This window comes from Mycobacterium sp. 852002-51152_SCH6134967 (assembly GCF_001667105.1).
Taxonomy (GTDB): Bacteria; Actinomycetota; Actinomycetes; order Mycobacteriales; family Mycobacteriaceae; genus Mycobacterium; species Mycobacterium neumannii_A.
Genome location: NZ_LZIK01000068.1, coordinates 288,636 through 305,269 on the forward strand (window position 1 = coordinate 288,636; position 16,634 = coordinate 305,269).

Annotated in this window: 19 protein-coding genes; 6 read left to right on the forward strand and 13 right to left on the reverse strand. The window is 67.1% G+C overall.

Features of this window, described 5'->3' with window-relative positions; genetic code table 11:
• Nucleotides 1-5: 5 nt before the first annotated feature.
• From A5790_RS22495 to A5790_RS22515, 5 genes are all read right to left on the reverse strand, one after another.
• Nucleotides 6-671, reverse strand: coding sequence for a hypothetical protein (locus A5790_RS22495; RefSeq protein ID WP_066849429.1), 666 nt, complete (start codon nt 669-671; stop codon nt 6-8).
• Nucleotides 652-2,358 (reverse strand): thiamine pyrophosphate-binding protein, encoded by a 1,707-nt coding sequence (locus A5790_RS22500; protein ID WP_066849431.1) that lies wholly within the window; start codon nt 2,356-2,358, stop codon nt 652-654. Before A5790_RS22500 ends, A5790_RS22495 begins: the two co-directional genes overlap by 20 nt.
• Before the next feature lie 71 nt (nt 2,359-2,429).
• On the reverse strand, nt 2,430-3,155 hold the full coding sequence (locus A5790_RS22505) for an anti-sigma factor (protein ID WP_066849433.1): 726 nt from the start codon (nt 3,153-3,155) through the stop codon (nt 2,430-2,432).
• Nucleotides 3,152-3,667, reverse strand: a complete 516-nt coding sequence (locus A5790_RS22510; RefSeq protein ID WP_066849436.1) for a sigma-70 family RNA polymerase sigma factor — start codon at nt 3,665-3,667, stop codon at nt 3,152-3,154. The genes A5790_RS22505 and A5790_RS22510 overlap by 4 nt, the downstream gene beginning before the upstream one ends.
• A 62-nt stretch (nt 3,668-3,729) precedes the next feature.
• A complete protein-coding gene (locus tag A5790_RS22515) occupies nt 3,730-4,191 on the reverse strand; it encodes a MarR family winged helix-turn-helix transcriptional regulator (RefSeq protein ID WP_066849439.1) in 462 nt (153 codons plus the stop codon).
• A gap of 158 nt (nt 4,192-4,349) precedes the next feature.
• On the opposite strand from A5790_RS22515, the gene A5790_RS22520 reads away from it, so the two are divergent.
• Both A5790_RS22520 and A5790_RS22525 read left to right on the forward strand, forming a co-directional pair.
• Nucleotides 4,350-4,781 (forward strand): Fur family transcriptional regulator, encoded by a 432-nt coding sequence (locus tag A5790_RS22520; protein ID WP_066849442.1) that lies wholly within the window; start codon nt 4,350-4,352, stop codon nt 4,779-4,781.
• Between the two features lie 12 nt (nt 4,782-4,793).
• Entirely contained in the window at nt 4,794-6,284 is a 1,491-nt protein-coding gene (locus A5790_RS22525; RefSeq protein WP_066849828.1) for a catalase, read from the forward strand.
• A gap of 29 nt (nt 6,285-6,313) precedes the next feature.
• Here A5790_RS22525 and map read toward each other — a convergent pair whose 3' ends face one another.
• From map to secY, 3 genes are read right to left on the reverse strand one after another with little or no spacing between them, the layout of a single operon-like run.
• Nucleotides 6,314-7,108 carry a type I methionyl aminopeptidase gene (gene map / locus A5790_RS22530; protein WP_066849445.1) on the reverse strand — a complete coding sequence of 265 codons (795 nt, stop codon included), beginning with the start codon at nt 7,106-7,108 and terminating at the stop codon, nt 6,314-6,316.
• 5 nt (nt 7,109-7,113) lie between these two features.
• Entirely contained in the window at nt 7,114-7,662 is a 549-nt protein-coding gene (locus A5790_RS22535; protein ID WP_066849448.1) for an adenylate kinase, read from the reverse strand.
• Nucleotides 7,659-8,999 carry a preprotein translocase subunit SecY gene (gene secY / locus A5790_RS22540; RefSeq protein ID WP_066849450.1) on the reverse strand — a complete coding sequence of 447 codons (1,341 nt, stop codon included), beginning with the start codon at nt 8,997-8,999 and terminating at the stop codon, nt 7,659-7,661. Before secY ends, A5790_RS22535 begins: the two co-directional genes overlap by 4 nt.
• Nucleotides 9,000-9,263: 264 nt before the next feature.
• On the opposite strand from secY, the gene A5790_RS22545 reads away from it, so the two are divergent.
• The 3 genes from A5790_RS22545 to A5790_RS22555 are packed head-to-tail and all read left to right on the forward strand — an operon-like array spanning nt 9,264 to nt 12,028.
• Nucleotides 9,264-10,220, forward strand: a complete 957-nt coding sequence (locus tag A5790_RS22545; protein ID WP_066849453.1) for a class I SAM-dependent methyltransferase — start codon at nt 9,264-9,266, stop codon at nt 10,218-10,220.
• Nucleotides 10,217-11,119, forward strand: a complete 903-nt coding sequence (locus A5790_RS22550) for a class I SAM-dependent methyltransferase (RefSeq protein WP_066849456.1) — start codon at nt 10,217-10,219, stop codon at nt 11,117-11,119. Before A5790_RS22545 ends, A5790_RS22550 begins: the two co-directional genes overlap by 4 nt.
• Nucleotides 11,120-11,128: 9 nt before the next feature.
• Nucleotides 11,129-12,028 (forward strand): class I SAM-dependent methyltransferase, encoded by a 900-nt coding sequence (locus A5790_RS22555; protein WP_066849458.1) that lies wholly within the window; start codon nt 11,129-11,131, stop codon nt 12,026-12,028.
• A 9-nt stretch (nt 12,029-12,037) separates the two neighbouring features.
• Here the strand turns inward: A5790_RS22555 and sppA are convergent, their stop codons facing one another.
• Nucleotides 12,038-13,834 (reverse strand): signal peptide peptidase SppA, encoded by a 1,797-nt coding sequence (gene sppA, locus A5790_RS22560; protein WP_066849460.1) that lies wholly within the window; start codon nt 13,832-13,834, stop codon nt 12,038-12,040.
• A 61-nt stretch (nt 13,835-13,895) separates the two neighbouring features.
• On the opposite strand from sppA, the gene A5790_RS22565 reads away from it, so the two are divergent.
• Nucleotides 13,896-14,822, forward strand: coding sequence for an LLM class flavin-dependent oxidoreductase (locus A5790_RS22565; protein ID WP_066849461.1), 927 nt, complete (start codon nt 13,896-13,898; stop codon nt 14,820-14,822).
• Nucleotides 14,823-14,848: 26 nt separating this feature from the next.
• Here the strand turns inward: A5790_RS22565 and A5790_RS22570 are convergent, their stop codons facing one another.
• The 4 genes from A5790_RS22570 to rpsE form a co-directional block, all read right to left on the reverse strand.
• The gene (locus A5790_RS22570; RefSeq protein ID WP_066849462.1) at nt 14,849-15,190 is read right to left on the reverse strand and encodes a DUF732 domain-containing protein; all 342 of its coding nucleotides are present in this window, start codon (nt 15,188-15,190) and stop codon (nt 14,849-14,851) included.
• A 115-nt stretch (nt 15,191-15,305) separates the two neighbouring features.
• A complete protein-coding gene (gene rplO / locus A5790_RS22575; protein WP_064419497.1) occupies nt 15,306-15,749 on the reverse strand; it encodes a 50S ribosomal protein L15 in 444 nt (147 codons plus the stop codon).
• Nucleotides 15,746-15,970, reverse strand: a complete 225-nt coding sequence (rpmD, locus tag A5790_RS22580) for a 50S ribosomal protein L30 (RefSeq protein ID WP_066849464.1) — start codon at nt 15,968-15,970, stop codon at nt 15,746-15,748. The genes rplO and rpmD overlap by 4 nt, the downstream gene beginning before the upstream one ends.
• Nucleotides 15,971-16,633, reverse strand: a complete 663-nt coding sequence (rpsE, locus tag A5790_RS22585; RefSeq protein WP_064423144.1) for a 30S ribosomal protein S5 — start codon at nt 16,631-16,633, stop codon at nt 15,971-15,973.
• Nucleotide 16,634: the final 1 nt, after the last annotated feature.

Consider the following 16,634-nt stretch of genomic DNA (forward strand, 5'->3'; position numbering starts at 1 on the left):
CGAACTCACCTCATCCAATCGGGCGTCACGGGAAGGCCGTTGCGGTGCCGGTACTCGGCGATCGCCTTGAGATTGCGCAACTCGAGCAGGTGGCCGGGACCGAACATGTCCCAGAAGTCGCCCACCCATACGGGTCGTTCGGGCGGGGCCGACTCCGGGTACGGGTTGCGGTCGTAGAACGGGTGATGACAGTTGGTCCACAGCACCACCGAACCGGGTTTGTCGAACACGACCTGGGCATCGACGACGCGCATCAGGTAGATCATCCACAGGTGCCTGCCCTGATCCCACGCGCAGTGGTAATCCACCGTCATGGCCGCATCGTTGGCGACCGTGCGGGTGAAGATCTGCGTCTGCGAGCCCAGCCGGTCGTAGGCCACCCACAGCCCTGGTTCCTCGGTGGGGGTGAAACCGCGCAGGCTGTAGGTCCATTCCTCCAGACACCTTGTGTCGGAGAGGTATTCGAACAACGCGCCGGGTGGACAGTCGACGTACTCGTTAACGGTGCAGTACTCGCCGTAGACGGAGTCGTGCGGATAGACCGACCGCATCATCTCCATGATGATCGGGGTGGCCTTCTCACGCGGTGACGTCTCGACGCGGATGAGGCCGTCGAGCGGCTCGCCAGTGCCGCGATGGGTGGTGATGTCGTCAAGGGCGGGCAGGGACATGGTTGCGGATCTCCTCTGCGGCAGGTGGTTTGACGTTGACTCGGTCGAGGAACGCCGCGAACGGCGGGATCTCGTCGGCACAACATTCGATGCTGATGACGGCGGGGCCGTCGGTCTCGAGCGCGGCTGTGAGTGCGGCGGGCAGCGATGCGACGTCCTCGATGTCGGCGGCGGGCAGTCCCGGGAACATCGCGCCAAGGCCGGCCCCCAACCGGCTCGGCCCGAACCGGTTGTAGCTGTAGCGATCGCCGTAGAACAGCTGCTCGCGGGTGAGGCACATCGCGTGCGCGTGGTTGTCGAACAGCAGGAACGTCACCGGCAGCCCGTACTCGCGCGCGGTGTGAATCTCCATGCCGTGCATGAGGAAACTGCCGTCGCCCGCTATCACCAGCGTCCGCCTGCCCCGTCCGAAGGCCATTCCGATTCCCGCGCCGAAGCTGTATCCCATGCCCCCCATGCCGAGCGCGACGACGAACCGGCCGTCGCGACGCACCGGCAGGTGATGAATCGCCGCCGCCCCGATATTGCCCGCATCGACCACGATGTCCACCCCGTCGGGCAGCGTCGCGTCGAGCGCGACCATCGCGTCGCGATACCGGATGCCGGTTCCGTGATGGGGCGGCGGGCGCAACTCGTCCCGCATCACCGTGTCGGGCACCCGCAGGCGCGCAGGCCGGCCCGCACCTGACAGCGCCTCGGTGAGCGCCGCCAGCGAGGTGCGCAGATCGTCGGTGTGCGCGTGGGTGCACGCGAGATACGGTGGGGCGGAGCCGATCGAGTACACGGGAACCGTGGCCAGGGCGTTCTCGAGGCCGGCCCGCGCCGTCAGCGTCATCATGGTGCCCACCAGGAGGCACACCCCACTGCCGGCCACGGCCGAGGCGATGGTCGGATGACCCATCACCCCGGTCACGCCCAGCGCCGACGACGATCCCATCCCCGGTGTGCCCGCGGCGTCCTTTGCGTCGGGCACGGTGGCCACCCGGGCGCGCAGCAGCGCTCGCAGCGCCTCGAGTTCGGCACGCGCGTCGTCGCGGGCAACCTGTTCTCCGGCGATGATCGTGACGGGGCCCTCGGCTCTCCGAAGCGCACGTGCGACCGCATGCGGGGCAGCCGGTGCCACACCGGCGCGCCCACCGACCGCCGCGCCGCCGTTGACCGGCACCTCGGCTTGCTGGATGTCCTTGGGTAGCAACAGCACCGACGGCCCTCGCCGGGCCGCTGCGGCCTCGATCGCTGCGGGAAGTGCGGTCACGATGTCCGCGGGCGTGAGTATCCGCCGGCAGTGCACCGACACCGCCGAGAACAGCGCGTGCGCATCGAGTGCCCCGTTGCGTCCGCTGGTGTCCTGGAACGCGCCTCGACCGTCGAGTGCGCTCGGCGGTTGTCCGATCAACGCCAGCACCGGCACTCGGCTGGCCAACGCTTCCCCCAGTGCGGGAACGGTGTTCAAGCAGCCGCCACCCGACGTTGCCGCCACCACGCCGATTCCGCAGCCGCCGCGGCTGTATCCGTCGGCCATGGTGGCCGCGGAGAACTCGTGCTTGGCGAGTACGGCGTCGATGTCGGAACGGAAATACGCCGCGTCGTAGAGATCTTCGATGTTGGCACCGTCGACACCGAAGATGAACCGCACGCCGATCGCCGCAAGGTACTCGACGATGTGGTCGACGACTCGGTGGCCCATCTCTCACCTGCTTTCGGACTTCAGCGAGTTACACGGTGCGCGGGCACGTGGAGTTCATCGGTTCAGAACATTCACAGCGAACGCTCAAGAAGCACTTCACCGGAGTCGGGTGAAACCAGTTGCACGGCAGCGATTTCGTCCATCTGCATCGGCGTGGTGGCGCTCGGCAGTGCGGTAGCGCCCGACAGCCCCAGCCACGTCGCGACTTGGTTGCGGCTGCCGTCGTGTCCCACCACAACCATCCCCAGGTTCTGGGGCGGCGCATCGCGTTGGCCCCAGTCGCCGTAGGTGCATGCCATGTCGATTCGAGTGCCCCAGCCGTACCCCGTCATCGAGATGGTCGCGTTGATCGGCGTCTTGGAAACCTTGGCCATCTCCAGCTGCTGACCCGACGCCTGCGGCGGTGTAGCGGTCTGCAACCCGAACGCCTCCGGACGGACCGCGATCGCGATGCCGACCGCCAGCACCGCGGCGGCCAGACCGATGGCGGCCGAGGTCATCCACCGCGACCGCCTACGTCGCGCGCGCACCCTGTCCAACAACCCGCTCAACAGTTCCGGCGGGGGTTCTGGGTGCGTGGGTGGGCGGCCGTCGAACTCGGCGGGTTCGACCGTGCTCAGCAGAGTGGAGATGTCGCGCAGTTCGGCGACCGCGGCCGTGCAGCGCTCACAGGTCGCAAGATGTGCCTCGTACTCGCGGCGGTCCTGTTCGGTCAGCGAGCCCAGGACGTAGGCGGCGTCCCACGTGGCGTACCGATCGTCGTCCGCCCGGCCGAGGACGGGTTCGAATGCCGTCACCGTGTCACCCCCATCTCCTCCAACTTGAGCTTGAGCGCTCGTACCCCGTAGTGCAGCCGTGACTTCACCGTGCCCTCGGCGATGTGGAGGTCGGCTGCGATCTGCGCCGTGGTCCAGCCCTGGTAGTACGCGCGGCTGATGACCGCGCGATGCTCATCGGACAGCGCACCGACGGCTTCGCCGAGCATCATTCGGTTCAACGCAGCCTCCACCTCGTCGGGCCCGGCCCGGTCCGCGGTCGTCTCCATGTCGGCGGCGCCGGATTCGCTACGGAAGCGGGCACTGCGCGTCTCGTCGATGATGAGGTTGCGGGCCACGGTGAACAACCACGGCCGCGCCGACCTCGAGGAGTCGGCCGTCACCTCGGGGTGTCGCCACGCCCGCAGTAGCGTCTCCTGCACCACATCCTCCGCCCGGGCCGTATCGCCGGTCAGCCGGACCGCATAGCGCCAGATCGCGGCGGCGTGCTCGGCATAGAGCACCCGCATGACGGTCGCGTCCGGGTCGTCCAAAATCAACCTCCGCCCTAGACACGAGGTTGGCGGTCATCCGGTTCAGTATCGGCGCTGCATCTTCACAGCGGGACGGAGTTGCGCCGGGCGCCTGCCTGGCTGTCGGCGAACCGCTCATGCAGGGTGCGCAGCACCGCCGCACACGCCGCCCGCTCGGCCGGGTCGATGTGGTCGAGCACCCGGGCCAGTTCGCGGCGCCGACGAGCGGTGACCTGCCGCACCAGTTTGCGGCCCGAAGCGGTCAACTCCAGGGTGACGACGCTGCGGTTCGACGGATCCGAGCCGCGCACCAGGTGGCCAGAGGCATGCAGTCGGTCGGCCAGACGCGTCACCGTGGATCCGACCACGCCGAGCGCCTTGGCGCATTCCGTCGACGTCGATCGGCCGCGCTGTTGCAACACCGCGAGCAACCGGAACTGCGGCAGCGAGACGTCCACCTCTTCGACACTGCGCAGCGCCAGGCCCACCAAATCCCTGGCCGCCACCTCGAACGCCGTCAGCTCTTCTTTTGGTGTCTTGGTCACGTCGGTATTCCGGGCGCGTGCATGCCGAAATTGTCGCACGCGGGCGCACCCACTCAGCACTGCTGACCTCCTAGGTATTGCTTTTTGCAAGACTTGCATAATGCAAGGGATTGAGGCAGACTAGAAACTTGACTGGTTCAAGTATTCGGAGGGGCCGCATGTCCGTGAGTCGTTGGCACGACGATCTGCGCGCCGCGGGGCTGCGAATCACCAAACCCCGACTCGCGGTGCTCGCCGAGGTCCAGAAGCATCCGCACGCCGACGTCGAAGAGATCGCCGCCGGAGCGCGTCGGCGCATCGGATCGCTGTCGACACAAGCGGTTTACGACGTGCTCTACGCCCTCACCGGCGCGGGCTTGTTACGCCGCGTCGAACCGGCCGGCTCACGCGCCCGCTTCGAACTGCAGACCGGCGACAACCATCACCACGTGGTCTGTCGATCGTGCGGCGCCATCGACGACGTCGAGTGCGCCACCGGGCGAGCCCCGTGCCTACATGCCGACGGTGCAACCGGCTACGCGATCGACGAGGCCGAAGTGACGTTCTGGGGCCTATGCCCCGACTGCAATGGCAGCACACAACCCATTTGAATGGAGATTCTGATGACCGCTTCGAAATTCGGCTCCACCACCGGCACCGGCGCACCGGCTTTCAGCGACCGCAATAGTCTCAGCGTCGGCTCGAACGGACCACTCGTCCTGCACGACGTGCATTTCCTGGAGCAAATGGCCCACTTCAACCGTGAGCGTGTCCCCGAACGCAGCCCGCACGCCAAGGGCTCCGGCGCCTTCGGGGTGTTCACCGCCACCGAGGACGTCTCGCAGTTCACCAAGGCCGCACTGTTCCAGAAGGGCGCGAAAACCGATCTGCTGATTCGGTTTTCGACAGTGGCCGGTGAACAGGGCAGCCCGGACACCTGGCGGGATGTGCGCGGATACTCGCTGAAGTTCTACACCTCAGAAGGCAACTACGACCTGGTCGGCAACAACACGCCGATCTTCTTCGTCCGCGACCCGATGAAGTTCCCCCATTTCATCCGCAGCCAGAAGCGGCTGCCCGACTCCGGCCTGCGGTCCTCGCAGATGCAGTGGGATTTCTGGAGTTTGAACCCCGAGTCCGCCCACCAGGTGACCTACCTGATGGGTGAGCGCGGCCTGCCACGGACCTGGCGCCACATGAACGGCTACGGCTCGCACACCTACATGTGGGTCAACGCCGCAGGCGAGAAGTTCTGGGTGAAGTACCACTTCCACACCGACCAGGGCATGGAGTTCCTCACCAACGACGAGGCCGCCGCCCTGGCCGGTGAGGACAGCGACTTCCACCGCCGGGACCTCTTCGATGCGATTAACCGGGGAGAGCACCCAAGCTGGCGGCTCTCGGTGCAGGTGATGCCGTATGCCGAGGCGGCCGATTACCGGTTCAACCCGTTCGACCTGACCAAGGTGTGGCCGCACGCGGACTACCCGCTGATTCCGGTCGGCAGCTTCACGCTCAACCGCAACCCGGAGAACTTCTTCGCCCAGATCGAACAGGCGGCGTTCTCCCCGGGTAACACGGTGCCGGGTATCGGCCTGTCGCCGGACAAGATGCTGCTCGGCCGCGCGTTCGCCTACAGCGACGCGCAGCGCAACCGGATCGGCACCAACTTCCACCAGCTGCCGGTGAACCAGCCGCGCGACGGGGTGCCGATGAACTCCTACATGTTCGACGGCCAGATGACCTACCACCACTCCGGCGCGGCACCGGTTTACGCGCCCAACAGCGGCGGACGTCCGTGGTCGGACACCACCGGCCCGGCCGAGGACGGCTGGGAGGCAGACGCCGAACTGGTGCGCTCGGCCTACGCGTTGCACGCCGAGGACGACGACTTCGGCCAGCCCGGCACGATGGTGCGCAAGGTGTGGAACGACGCGCAACGCACCGCGGCGGTCGAGACGATCGCGGGCAGCCTCGACGGGGTGACCGGCGAGGTGCTCGACCGGTCGCTGGAGTACTGGCGCAACGTCGACGACGATCTGGGCGCCCGGATCGAGAAGGCGGTCCGCGGGGACGCCGCACCCGAACCCGTGCAGGGTATGGGCGAGGGCTAACCGCCCTTAGATGATTGCGGGCGGGCGGCCTACTGAGTGAGGATCCGCGGCCCGTCCTCGGTGACGGCCACGGTGTGCTCCCAGTGGGCCGCCCGCGATCCGTCTGCGGTCACGACGGTCCACTCGTCCTCGAGGATCACGGTCCTGGTGGTGCCCAGCGTCAGCATCGGCTCGATGGCCAGCACCGACCCGACCGCCAGATAGGGGCCGCGGCCGGGCGCGCCCTCGTTGGGCAGGAACGGGTCCATGTGCATCTGCCGTCCGATGCCGTGGCCGCCGTAACCGTCGACGATGAAGAACTTGCGGCCGTATCGGTTCTCGGCGGCGCGCGCCGCGGTCTCGATGGCGTGTGAAACGTCGGTGAGCCGGTTGCCGGGCACCATCGCGGACGCGCCTGCCTCCATGGCTTCCTTGGTGGCCTGCGACAACGCCTCGTCGACCGGGATCAGCGTCCCGACCCCGAACGTGATGGCCGAGTCGCCGTGCCAGCCGTCGACGATCGCCCCGCAGTCGATGGACACCAGGTCCCCGGGCGCCAGGGTTTCTGCCGCAGACGGAATGCCGTGCACCACACGGTCATTGACCGAGGAACAGATGCTCGCGGGATATCCGTGGTAGCCGAGGAAGGAGGGCACACCTCCGCCGTCGCGAATCACCGACTCGGCGACCTCGTCGAGCGCCATAGTGGTCACGCCGGGGGCGGCGGCCTGACGGACCGCGGCCAGCGCCGACGCCACCAAGGCTCCCGCGACGGCCATCGCGTCAAGTTCATCGGGGGTGCGCTGCGGTACGACCTTGCGTCCGCGCAGGCCCATCAGGCCCATATCCGCTACTTACCGAGCGCCTGCAGTGCGCGCGCGAAAACCTCGTCGAGGGCGCCGACCGCGTCGACTTGCTGCAGGTTGTTGCTGCTGTAGTACTCGAGCAGGGGGTAGGTCTCGTCGCGATAGACCTGCATGCGGTTACGGATCACGTCTTCGGTGTCGTCTTCGCGGCCGCGGGACTTGAGACGCTTGAACAGCTCGTCCTCGGAGACCTTGAACTCCAGCACCGCGTCGAGCCTGGTGTCGTGGCGCTTGAGCATGTCGTCCAGCGCCTTGGCCTGCTCCACGGAGCGGGGGTAACCGTCGAGGATGAACCCGTCGGCCGCGTCCGGCTGTTCGATGCGGTCCTCGACCAGCTTGTTCGTCAGCTCCGATGGCACCAGGTCGCCGGCGTCGAGGTATTTCTTGGCTTCCAGCCCCAGCGGGGTGCCGTCGCCGATGTTCTTGCGGAAGAGGTCGCCGGTCGAGATCTGCGGAATTCCGAGCTTCTCGGAGAGCTTCTGGGCCTGTGTTCCCTTGCCGGCGCCGGGCGGTCCGAGCAGAACGACTCTCACTTCAGGAACCCTTCGTAATTGCGCTGCATCAGCTGGCTCTCGATCTGTTTGACGGTATCCAATCCGACCCCGACGAGGATCAGTACGCCCACACCACCGAACGGCAGGTTCTGCACGGGCCCGCTGCTCCCCACGGAGAGGAACAGGTTCGGCAGCACGGCGATCAGACCCAGGTAGATCGAACCTGGAAGGGTGATCCGGCTCAGCACATAACGCAGGTAGTCCGCCGTCGGCTTGCCTGGCCGGATGCCGGGGATGAAGCCGCCGAACTTCTTCATCTCGTCGGCCCGCTCATCGGGGTTGAACGTGATGGAGACGTAGAAGTAGGTGAAGAACACGATCAGCGCGAAGTAGACGCCGATGTAGGCCAGGCTGCTGGGATCTGTCAGGTAGTTCGCGACGAACGTGTTCCACCAGTTGGTGCTGTTCGGATTCGAGCTTCCGCTCTGGATGAGCTGGGTGATGAGCTGCGGGATGTAGATCAGCGACGAGGCGAAGATCACCGGGATGACGCCTGCCTGGTTCACCTTCAACGGCAGGTACGTCGACGTGCCGCCGTACATCTTGCGGCCGACCATCCGCTTGGCGTACTGCACAGGGATTCGGCGCTGGCCCTGCTCGACGAACACCACGCCGACGATGATCGCCAGCGCACCGGCGCACACCAGCGCGAACACCAGGCCGCCGCGGCTCTCGAGGATGGTCTGACCCTCACCCGGGATCGCCGACGCGATGCTCGCGAAGATGATCAGCGACATGCCGTTGCCGATGCCGCGCTCGGTGACCAGCTCGCCCATCCACATCACCAGCGCCGCGCCCGCGGTCATCACCAGCACCATCACCACGAGGGTGAAGATGTTCAGACCCTCGTGCTGGCCCTGGATGATGTCCAGCGAGCAGCCCTGAAGCAGGCCGCCGTTGGCCGCCAGCGCCACGATGCTGGTGCTCTGGAGGATGGCCAGCGCAATGGCCAGATAGCGCGTGTACTGCGTCATCTTGGCCTGGCCGGACTGGCCTTCCTTACGCAGCTGCTCGAAACGCGGGATCACCACGGTCAGCAGCTGCACGATGATGCTCGCGGTGATGTAAGGCATCACACCGACGGCGAACACCGACAACTGCAGCAACGCGCCGCCGGAGAACAGGTTGATCAGCGAGTAGATCTGGCCGGACTCACCGCCGGTGACCTCCGCGATGCACTCCTGCACGTTCGGGTAGTTCACCCCCGGAGACGGGATCGCGGCCCCGACCCGGTAGAGGATCACGATGCCGAGGGTGAACAGGATCTTTCGCCTCAGGTCGACCGTCCGCAGTGATGAGATGAAAGCCGAAAGCACTCTTCCTCCTGCGCAGCCGGCCTGTTGATCGCGGCGTGCGGATGGGGCTGGATTCGACCAGCGTCGTGGTTAAGTCGTGTGCGGACCCCCGCCAAGCGCGCAGCCTGCAGAGTTACCCGTCAAACAGTCTACGAGAATAACAGTTAGGGCCCCGTTGGCCCGCATCCCGCTGATCGCCCCGCCTCACAGCGACTTCTCAGGACGGGAACATACCGTGGAACCGATCTCGTTATATCCACTAATCAATAGCGTCAGGAGTTTGAGATGGCACGTACGGGTCCACGTTTTGAGGGAGACACCTGGGACCTCGCCAGCAGCGTCGGTGCGACCGCGACGATGGTCGCCGCGGCGCGGGCGATCGCCAGCACGGGTGCCGACGCGCTGATCTCCGATCCGTACGCCGAACCGTTGGTGCGCGCGGTGGGCGTGGACTTCTTCACCCGCCTGGCCAGCGGTGAGCTCACGCTCGAGGACCTCGACGGTGACGCCTCGGACGGGGCCACGGTCGGAATGGCCCGGATGACCGACAACATGGCGGTGCGGACGAAGTTCTTCGACGAGTTCTTCGCAGACTCCGCCGAAAGTGGTGTACGGCAGGCGGTGATCCTGGCCTCCGGGCTCGACGCGCGCGCCTACCGGTTGGCATGGCCGGCCGGGACGACGGTCTTCGAGATCGACCAGCCCGACGTCATCGCGTTCAAGACCCGGGCAATGGCCGATCTCGGCGCCGAACCGACCGCGCTGCGCAGGGCGGTGGCGATCGACTTGCGCTTCGACTGGCCCGCGGCATTGAAGGACGCGGGTTTCGACCCGGCCCTGCCGACCGCATGGAGCGCCGAGGGCCTGCTCGGATACCTGCCGCCGGAGGCACAGGACAAGCTGCTCGACACGATCACCGAGTTGAGCGCTCCCGGTAGCCGGGTCGCGGTCGAGAGCGGCCCCTCCAGCAGCGACCCCGCCGATCGGGAGAAGGTACTGGCCCGGATGCAGGAATCAGCGGAGCGGTGGCGCGAACACGGCTTCGAACTCGACTTCTCCGAACTCGTCTACATCGGCGAGCGCAACGAGGCCGGCGCCTACCTCGAGGAGCGGGGCTGGCGCCTGACCCGTCGCACGGTCGGCGAACTGCTGGCCGAGAACGGTCTGCCCCCGCTGCCCGAGGACGACGACGTCGCCAGATTCGGTGAGATGCAGTACCTCAGCGGCATACTCGAGAAATGAGCCGAACGGATTCGGACAGCTGGGACCCTGCATCGAGCGTGGGGACCACGGCCACGATGGTCGCCGCTGCCCGCGCGATCGCCAGCCGCGAAGATGACCCGCTCTTCGACGATCCGTACGCCGCGCCGCTGGTGCGCGCGGTCGGCATCGACTTCTTCACGGGCCTGGTCGACGGGGGCATCGAAGGCAACGACATCGACGGTGCCGGTGCCGACTTCATGGCCAGGATGATCGCAGTGCGCACCCGGTTCTTCGACGACTTCTTTCTCACCTCCGCCGGAGGTGGCATCCGGCAGGCGGTGATCCTGGCGTCGGGTCTGGACTCGCGGTCCTACCGGCTGCCGTGGCCCGACGGGACCGTCGTCTATGAGATCGACCAGCCGCAGGTGATCGGGTTCAAGACCGCCACGATGTCCTCGCTGGGGGCCTCCCCTTCTGCCCAGTTGCGCCCGGTCGGTATCGACCTGCGCGACGATTGGCCGAAAGCGTTGCACGACAGCGGTTTCGACCCGGCACAACCGACAGCGTGGAGCGCGGAAGGACTGCTCGTCTACTTGCCACCCGAAGCGCAGGACAAGCTGTTCGACGACATCGGCGCGCTCAGCGCACCGGGCAGCAGGCTCGCCACCGAATACCATCCCGACGCTGCGGCGACAATCGGCGAACGCAGTAAAGCGATCAGCAAGCAGTGGGGTGAGAACGGCATCCACCTCGACATCTCGCACCTCTTCTACGAGGGCGAGCGCAGCCACGTCGTCGATTATCTGACCGGGCACGGGTGGCAGGTGTGCACCAAAAGCCGTCCCGAGGTGTTCGCTGAATACGGCCGAGACTTTCCCGACACGGAACTGCTTGCCCCGATGCGTGATTCGCTCGCGATCATCGCAACCCGCAACTGAGGAGCACAAATGGCCCGTACCGACAACGACACCTGGGATCTGGCATCCAGCGTCGGCTCGACCGCGACCATGGTCGCCGCACAACGCGTACTGAGCCACCGCGAGGGCCTGATTGACGACCCGTACGCCGAACCTCTGGTGCGCGCGGTCGGGCTCGACTTCTTCATCCGAGCGCTCGACGGCGAGATATCGCTGGACGACATCGACCCGCGCTTCAACACCCGTCGCGCCGCCGAGGGAATGGCTGTGCGCACCCGCCATTTCGACCGGCTGTTCGCCGACGCCGCGGCCCGTGATGTCCGCCAGGCGGTGATCTTGGCCGCTGGGCTCGACGCTCGCGCCTACCGCCTGCCGTGGCCGACGGGCACCACCGTGTTCGAGCTCGACCAGCCGGAGGTGATCGCGTTCAAGGGCGACACCCTTTCGGCGTTGGGGGCCGAACCGGCCGCGAACCGGCGCGTGGTGGCGATCGACCTGCGCGAAGACTGGCCGAAAGCGCTGCTGGACAATGGCTTCGACTCGACCCAACCGACGGCCTGGATCGCCGAGGGACTGCTGATCTACCTGCCACCCGAAGCGCAGGACCTGCTGTTCGACCGGATCGATGAACTGAGCGCACCGGGTAGCCGGGTGGCCACCGAGCACATCCCCGATGTCAGCATGTTCTCCGACGAGCGGGCCCGGGAGATCGCCGAGAAGTTCCAGGCTTACGGACAGAACATCGAGATGGGTGAGCTCATTTATCACGGTGAGCGCAACGACGTCGTCGACTATCTGACCGCCCGCGGCTGGGACGTCACGACGCAGAACATGCCGGATGCCTACGCCGCCAACGGGTTCACCTTCGACGAGGACAGCACGATCGGCTTTTTCAAAGATCTGAGCTACCTGTCGGCGATCAAATGCTGAACCGTTCGCTCAGAATCGGTGCTCACCGAGCCACAACACGCTCAGGCCACTGAGCGAACGCTCGGTCTGATCGGCCAGCTTCACCACGGAGCGCCCGAGCAACCCGACGACAGCGTCCGGTAGCGATGCCGCCGGCTGCGACGACGCCTTGGGCCGCAGCCGGTCCAGCAGCGACGAACCCGGATACGAGACGATGCGCACCTCGGCGTCGGCGTCCATCCCCGCCAACACCTTGGCCCTCGTGATCGCGGCGCGCAGGCCGCCGAGGTGATCGACCAACCCGCGCTCGTGCGCGTCCGCGCCGGTCCACACCCGACCGCGCGCGACGGCGTCGACATCCTCGACGCTCATCTTGCGGCCCACCGCGACCCGCTCGATGAAATCGGTGTAGAGCAGGTCTGTCTCGGCCTCCACATGTGCATGCTGCTCGTCGGTGAACGGCTCGTTGAGCGACCAGGCGTCGGCGTTGCGGTTGGTACGTACCGTTCCGGAGCCGACGCCAAGACGCCCCTTGAGCTCGCGGGCCACTAGCTTGCCCGCCAACACACCGATCGAGCCCGTAATGGTGCCGGGATTGGCGACGATCTCATCGGCGGCCATCGACACGTAGTAGCCGCCGGATGCCGCGACCGCGCCCATGGACGCGACCACCGGCTTGCCCTTGTCGCGGCTCTGTTGCACTTCGCGCCAAATGGTTTCCGATCCGGTCACCGAGCCGCCGGGGCTGTCCACCCGCAACACGATCGCCGAAACGTCTTGGGCGGCCGCGGCTTCGCGAAGCGCCGCGGCGATCGTGTCGCCGCCCGCGCTCGAACTGCCTAGCGGCAGCGGTTGCGTGCCGCCGCGACCACTGACGATCGGGCCGTGCAGGGTCACCACGGCGATCGTCGCCTTCTTGCGTCCGGGGATGGACGGCACGGGCAGACCCGGGCGTTCAGCCGTCGCACGCGCATAACGCGACAGGAACAGCCGCGGCGGCGCGTCCTCGGAGTCCGCGTCCGCGCCTGCCGTGAAGTCCGGTGCGCCGGCCAGTTCGGCCATGCGTGCGTAGGCTTCGTCACGGAAGCCGACGTGGTCGATCAACCTTCCGGCGAGCGCGTCTTCGCGCAGCAAGGGCGCCTTGTCGGCGAGCGCGTCGACGTCCTTGGGCTCGATGTGACGCGACTGTGCGACCGCCTCCAGCACCTGGGCGTGCAGGCTTTGAATCAACCGTTCGTCGGCCTCGCGATGGGCCTCGGTGTAGCCGTCTTCCGTGAAACGGTTTGCCGCAGACTTGTATTCACCGCGCGCGATGAACTGCGCCTCGACTCCGATCTTGTCGAGTGCGCCGCGCAGGAACAGTGCGTTCGTCGCAAAACCCACCAAGCCCACCGTGCCCGCAGGCTGCATCCACACCTCGCGGAATGCTGAGGCCAGGTAGTACGACAGCGTGCCGGGATAGGTCTCGGCCCACGCCAACGACGGCTTGACGTCGCTGAACGCCGCGATGGCCGAACGCAGTTCCTGCACCGCGCCCGGCGACGCAGCGGGCAGCTGCACCCGAGCGACCAGGCCCGCGACCCGGTCGTCCTCGGCCGCCCGGTGGATCGCCGCGACGGCCTCCCGCAACAGCAGCGGACGGCCCGACCCGGAGATCAATGCCAGCGGGTCGAACCCGGCGGTCTCGCTCGGCACCGACGTCAGGTCCAGTTCGAGCACGCATCCGTTCGGGATACCGTTGTGGCGGGCGGTGTCGATGCGCCGCGCCAGCGCGCGCACGTCGTCGAGACCGGGGAGTCCGGACATGCCGGGCAGGAAAACGGACATGTTGCGAGCCTACCGACGCCGCGCAGCGCCTCGGCCCGGCGAGCGCGTCTACCGTGGTGCCGTGCGGTTCGACATCTCCATCCCCCAGCGCGTCGCGGGCGGTTTCGATGCCGGCGCCACTCGCGACTACCTGATCCGGGCTGAAGGACTGGGCTTCACTGGCGCGTGGACGCTGGAGCAGACGATCGGGCCCTCACCGCTGCTCGCACCGCTGGAGATGCTCGCATGGGCCGCCGCACACACCGATCGGATCCGCCTGGGGGTGGCCGTCCTCGTGACCTCCCTGCACGAACCGCTTCAACTGGCCTCAGCGGTGACGGCGGTCGACCACCTCAGCCACGGACGGCTCGACCTCGGGGTGGCCCCTGGCGGCGGCACCCGCAAGTTCGCGGCCTTCGGCGTCGAACGCGCCACGTTCGTCAGGAACTTCACCGAAGGGCTCGAGTTGATGAAGGCGGCCTGGTCCGACGAACCCAAGGTGACGTTTCACGGCCGGTTTCGTGACGTCGACGGGCTGCCGATCCAACCCAAACCAGTCCAGCGACCGCACCCGCCGATCTGGTTCGGCGCCAACGCTTCTCGCGCCATCGCCAGGGCGGTGCGCCACGGCGACGCGTTTCTGGGAGCAGGCTCGTCCACCACGGCGGCGTTCGCCGAAGCCGTCAGATGCGTTCGCCGCGAACTCGCCGAACAATCAAGGGATGCTGCGGAATTCACCGTCGGCAAGCGCGTGTACCTGATCGTCGACGATGACCCCTTGCGTGCCAGGGAGCGGGTACTGGCCGGCCTGCGCCGCATCTACGGCGGTATGGCCGGCATCGACGAGGTCCCGGTATCCGGCACACCCGCCGACGTGGTCCGCGGGCTGCGCGATGTCGTCGACGCAGGCGCCGAGATGCTACTGCTCAACCCCGTCGGCGAGAACGTCTCCGAAGACCGTGAGCAGATGGAACGTCTGGCGGCAGCGGTCATTCCGCAGCTGAAGTGACCCGCGTCGACTCGAATGAAGCCCGGTCAGCGGCCCATGAAACGGCCGTGCTGCGGGCAGTAGACGGCGACCGCCGCGCGCATCAGCCCCGCGGCCTGCCCGCGATCCATACCGGTGCCGGTAAGGCGGTTGACCACACCGCGCACGACAGGAACCGGGTTGGCGGTGCCGTCCAGACCCGCGGTCAGCATGTCGCAGATACCCTGACCCAACGCAGGCAGGTCGGTTTCACCGAGCGGAATCTGCAGCGCCTCGACGCGATCGGCGAACTTCGCATCGTCGTCCTGGGCGTGGGCGGTCGCCACGCCGCCGAACAACGCGATACCGGCGGCCCCAGCGACGGCGGTGAGCCGGCGGAGGTAGGTCATATCTGCTCCTGATGTGTCACGCCTACGCACCATATCGGCGGACGGCGCCCGACGTTACGACCGCCCGACACGAAAGCCCCCGCCTCCACGGCAGGGGCTCCCGGTCGACGCGGGGTTACAGCTCGGTCGCCGAACCGCCCGCCGAGGAGATCTTCTCGCGCGCACTGCCGCTGAACTTGTGCGCGGTGACGTTCACCTTGACGGTGAGCTTGCCGTCGCCGAGCACCTTGACCAGTGCGTTCTTGCGCACCGCGCCCGCGGCCACCAGCTCGTCCACACCGACGTCACCGCCCTTCGGGAACAGCTTGTTGATGTCGCCGACGTTGACGACCTCGTACTCTGTGCGGAAGCGGTTGCGGAAGCCCTTGAGCTTCGGCAGCCGCATGTGGATCGGCATCTGACCGCCCTCGAACGTCGCGGGGACGTTCTTGCGGGCCTTGGTGCCCTTGGTGCCGCGACCCGCGGTCTTACCCTTCGAACCCTCGCCCCGACCCACCCGGGTCTTGGCGGTCTTCGAACCGGGTGCCGGTTTCAGGTCATGCAGTTTGATAGGTGTCATGCTTTAGCCTTCCGCTCTTCGCGCGAGCGCTCATCGCCGGCCTCTACTGCCTCAACTTTGACGAGGTGATGCACGGTCTTGATCAGGCCGCGCGTCTGCGCGTTGTCCTCACGGACAACGGACTGGCGAATCTTGCGCAGCCCCAACGACCGCAGGCTCTCCCGCTGCTTCCAGCGCGCACCGATGGTGCTGCGCACCTGAGTGATCTTCAGCTCTGCCATTTACGACGACCCTTCACGCGCTGCCGACGCGGCAAGCGCCTCGGCCTCCCGGCGCGCCCGCAGCATGCCCGCAGGCGCCACATCTTCAATCGGCAGCCCGCGTCGGGCGGCGACCTCTTCGGGACGCTGCAGCAGCTTCAGCGCGGCAACGGTGGCGTGCACCACGTTGATCGCGTTGTCGCTGCCCAGCGACTTGGCCAGGATGTCGTGCACGCCGGCGCATTCCAGCACCGCGCGAGCCGCACCGCCGGCGATCACACCGGTACCGGGGCTGGCCGGACGCAGCATCACCACACCGGCGGCGGCTTCGCCCTGCACCGGGTGGGTGATGGTGCCGCCGATCAGCGGAACCCGGAAGAAGTTCTTGCGTGCTTCTTCGACGCCCTTGGCGATGGCGGCGGGAACTTCCTTGGCCTTGCCGTATCCGACGCCGACCATGCCCTTGCCGTCGCCGACGATCACCAGCGCGGTGAAGCTGAACCGGCGGCCACCCTTGACCACCTTGGAGACGCGGTTGATCGAGACGACGCGCTCGAGGTAGTTGCTCTTGTCGCCGCCGTCGCGGCCGCGACCGCCACGGTCGTCGCGACGACCACGTCCGTCGCGGTCGCCCCGCGACCCGCGGCCGTCCTGGGGGCCGCCGGCTGTTGCCTGTTCGGCCATC